Raw genomic sequence first — 3,528 nt, 5'->3', positions numbered from 1 at the left:
AAGAACAAGCGTTGGAGATTAGTAGAAATCCTTGAAAAAGCTAAGTAATAATGGTACAGCAAGAATCAAGACTGTCAGTAGCAGATAACAGTGGCGCTAAGGAGGTACTCGTAATTCGTGTACTTGGAGGAACTGGAAAGCGCTATGCTTCGGTAGGGGATAAAATCGTAGTTACGGTTAAATCGGCTCTATCTTCAAGCAATATGAAAAAAGGAACGGTTTCAAAGGCCGTGGTTGTTCGTACCAAGAAGGAGGTACGTCGCAAGGATGGAACTTATATCCGCTTTGAGGATAACGCAGCAGTTTTATTGAATAACAATGACGAGCCTCGCGGTAGCCGCATATTTGGTCCAGTTGCACGTGAATTGCGTGAAAAACAATTCATGAAGATTGTGTCACTCGCACCAGAAGTGCTGTAAGAAATAAGGTATTTCTTTAAACTATTAAGAGAATACGTCAATGGAAATTAAAGGAAAAAAAGCACCAGCAAAATTGCATATCCGTAAGGGCGACACTGTGAAAGTGATTTCAGGTAACGCAAAAGGGGAAACAGGTGTGATTAAGAAGGTGCTTGTTGAGAAGCAAAGAGCTACTGTAGAAGGTGTAAACATGATTACAAAGCATGTTAAACCTAACGCTCAGAATCCACAAGGTAGTATCGAGAAGAAAGAAGGTGCTATTCACATCAGTAATCTTATGGTTGTGGATCCTAAAACAGGAGAAGCTACAAGGACTGGTCGCAAGATCAATGATGGCGGTAAATTGCAGCGCTTTTCAAAAAAGACTGGTAATTTATTATAGTTGTTAGTATCGCTAGTTTAGTAACAAAGCAAGTGGGTCGGTAATCCACGTAACTAATTTGAAAATGGCACAGCCAAGATTAAAAGAAAAGTATGCGAGCGAAGTTGTTTCGCAATTGAAAGATAAGTTCCAGTATAAGTCGAGTATGCAAGTACCCCGGCTTACAAAGATAGTGATCAATAAAGGTATCGGAGCTGCTGTTGCGGATAAGAAGCTGGTTGATACGGGAGTTGAAGAGCTAAGCCTTATAACGGGGCAAAAAGCAATTGCAACTATATCTAAAAAGGCGGTCTCAAACTTTAAGTTGAGAGAAAACATGCCGATTGGCGCTAAAGTTACTCTTCGCGGGGATCGTATGTACGAGTTTTTGGATCGATTGACTACGATTGCAATGCCACGGGTTCGTGATTTCAAGGGAATCAGTGATAAAGGCTTTGATGGAAGAGGAAATTATACTTTTGGTGTTAAGGAGCAGATTATCTTTCCTGAGATCAGCATCGAGAAGGTGAATAAGATCACAGGTATGGACATTACGTTTGTGACTTCCACCAACTCTGACGAAGAGAGTTACGAATTGCTGAAAGCGCTGGGAATGCCTTTTACCAACGCTAGCAAATAATATAATATTTAATACAAGATTTATTTACCGACAATGGCAAAAGAATCAGTAAAAGCGAGAGAAAGAAAAAGACAGGCGCTGGTAGAGAGATATGCTGAGAAGCGTACAAAGCTCAAAGCAGCTGGCGACTGGGTTGGTTTGGACAAGCTGCCACGTAACTCTTCTCCGGTTCGTCTACATAACCGATGCAAAATCACTGGAAGACCGAGGGGATATATGCGCAAATTCGGGATTTCAAGAGTTCTATTCCGAGATATGGCTTCTGATGGAAAAATTCCGGGAGTTACTAAATCAAGTTGGTAAGAATACTTTCAATTCTGATTTCAATTACTTAACTTTGCACTCCCGTTCAAAAAGGGGTGTTTAAACTTGGCATAAAAATGTTAACGGATCCCATAGCAGACTATCTGACGAGACTCAGAAACGCTATCAAAGCGAAGCACCGGGTTGTTGAGATACCTGCATCCAACATAAAAAAAGAGATTACAAAAGTACTTTTTGATAAAGGGTACATACAAAGCTATAAGTTTGATGAGGTTGGGCCTCAGGGAATAATTAAAATCGCTTTGAAATATAATCCTGTCACAAAGCAATCTGCAATTGTAAAATTGGAGAGGGTAAGTAAGCCTGGTTTGAGAAAGTACTCAGGTTCATCAACATTGCCGCGCGTCTTGGGTGGATTAGGAACTGTAATTATCTCAACATCTAAGGGTGTTATGACTGACAAAGAGGCGAAAACCCTCAATGTAGGTGGTGAGGTGTTGTGTTTCGTGTATTAATACTTTAAAGATATTCAGGAAATGTCACGGATAGGAAATAAAGTTATCGTTTTGCCAGCTGGAATTTCAGTTGCAGTTGGTGAAGATAATGTCGTGTCGGTTAAAGGACCAAAAGGAACGCTTTCTCAAACAGTTGACAGTGATATTACTGTTGCTGTTGAAGGTAATGAACTTACTGTAAAGCGTCCGACAGAGCAAAAACGTCATAAAGCGTTGCACGGTCTATACCGCTCATTAATCAACAACATGGTGATTGGTGTTGGTGAAGGTTATAAGAAAGAGCTTGAAATTATTGGTGTTGGTTACAAGGCTAGTTCAGCGAACAACGTTTTGGAGTTGCAACTAGGATACTCCCACAATATTTTCATGGCTATACCAAGCGAGATTAAGCTTACAACTACCTCTGAAAAGGGACAGAATCCCAAGGTTATTTTAGAAGGTATTGATAAAGAGCTGATTGGTTCAGTTGCTGCTAAGATTAAGTCACTTAGAAAAGTTGAGCCTTACAAAGGTAAAGGTATTCGTTTTGTTGGTGAGGTTGTACGTCGCAAGGCTGGTAAGTCGGCTTCTAAGAAGTAATTCGTTGCCACAAAATAATGTTATAAACAAAGTTAGATAAGATTACAATGGCTAACGCAAAAACAGATAGAAGAACGCGTCTCAAACTTCATATACGTAAGAGAGTTAAAGGTAGCACAGAACGTCCAAGGTTGTCGGTTTTCCGTTCTAATACCAGCATTTACGCGCAGATTATTGACGACATCAATGGAGTTACATTGGCGAGCGCTTCTTCGGTAGATCTTGGTGGAAGAAAAGAGAATTCTAACGTCGAAGTTGCACTTCAAGTTGGAAAGAAAATTGCTGAGAAGGCTCAGGAAGCGGGTATTCAAGCGGTAGTTTTTGACCGTAATGGGTACTTGTACCATGGAAAAGTTAAAGCATTGGCCGAAGGAGCCCGTGAGGGTGGCCTGAAATTCTAAGTATAACAAAGACTATGTCTATAAATACAAGACCTTCGAAGGTTAACGAGTCCGATTTGAAAGAGCGCGTTGTTGCCATCAATCGGGTAGCAAAAGTAGTAAAAGGCGGTCGTCGCTTTAGTTTTTCAGCCATTGTTGTTGTTGGTGATGGTAATGGTGTAGTAGGGTACGGATTAGGCAAAGCCAATGAAGTTACCGACGCTATTGCTAAAGGAATTGATGACGCTAAGAAAAACCTCATCCAAGTTCCAATGCTGAAGCATACTGTACCTCATGAAATGGAGGGTAAGTTCAGTGGGGGTTTTGTTTTGATTAAACCAGCTGCTCCTGGTACAGGTGTATTGGCCGG

Annotated in this window: 8 protein-coding genes; all 8 read left to right on the top strand. The window is 40.9% G+C overall.

Going from position 1 to position 3,528, the window contains the following annotated elements:
* The first annotated feature begins 50 nt into the window (after nt 1-50).
* Nucleotides 51-419: a 50S ribosomal protein L14 gene (gene rplN / locus ACTIE6_RS20420; protein WP_015813798.1), complete on the top strand. Its 369-nt coding sequence runs from the start codon at nt 51-53 to the stop codon at nt 417-419.
* Nucleotides 420-459: 40 nt separating this feature from the next.
* Nucleotides 460-801, top strand: a complete 342-nt coding sequence (gene rplX / locus ACTIE6_RS20415; protein WP_056280052.1) for a 50S ribosomal protein L24 — start codon at nt 460-462, stop codon at nt 799-801.
* Between the two features lie 64 nt (nt 802-865).
* Nucleotides 866-1,420, top strand: coding sequence for a 50S ribosomal protein L5 (rplE, locus tag ACTIE6_RS20410; protein ID WP_439558392.1), 555 nt, complete (start codon nt 866-868; stop codon nt 1,418-1,420).
* Nucleotides 1,421-1,453: 33 nt separating this feature from the next.
* The gene (rpsN, locus tag ACTIE6_RS20405) at nt 1,454-1,723 is read left to right on the top strand and encodes a 30S ribosomal protein S14 (protein WP_031528741.1); all 270 of its coding nucleotides are present in this window, start codon (nt 1,454-1,456) and stop codon (nt 1,721-1,723) included.
* A gap of 77 nt (nt 1,724-1,800) precedes the next feature.
* Complete coding sequence (gene rpsH / locus ACTIE6_RS20400) at nt 1,801-2,199, top strand: 30S ribosomal protein S8 (protein ID WP_439558391.1); 399 nt, start codon at nt 1,801-1,803, stop codon at nt 2,197-2,199.
* A gap of 21 nt (nt 2,200-2,220) precedes the next feature.
* Nucleotides 2,221-2,778 (top strand): 50S ribosomal protein L6, encoded by a 558-nt coding sequence (rplF, locus tag ACTIE6_RS20395; RefSeq protein WP_439558390.1) that lies wholly within the window; start codon nt 2,221-2,223, stop codon nt 2,776-2,778.
* Between the two features lie 47 nt (nt 2,779-2,825).
* Complete coding sequence (gene rplR, locus ACTIE6_RS20390; protein WP_439558389.1) at nt 2,826-3,179, top strand: 50S ribosomal protein L18; 354 nt, start codon at nt 2,826-2,828, stop codon at nt 3,177-3,179.
* 14 nt (nt 3,180-3,193) lie between these two features.
* A partial coding sequence (locus tag ACTIE6_RS20385) for a ribosomal protein S5 (RefSeq protein WP_439558388.1) occupies nt 3,194-3,528 on the top strand: 335 nt, incomplete at its 3' end.

It is taken from the genome of Dyadobacter sp. (assembly GCF_051859145.1).
Taxonomy (GTDB): Bacteria; Bacteroidota; Bacteroidia; order Cytophagales; family Spirosomataceae; genus Dyadobacter.
Note: the sequence above shows the minus strand (reverse complement) of the source record. Positions and strands in the feature narration are given on the sequence as shown.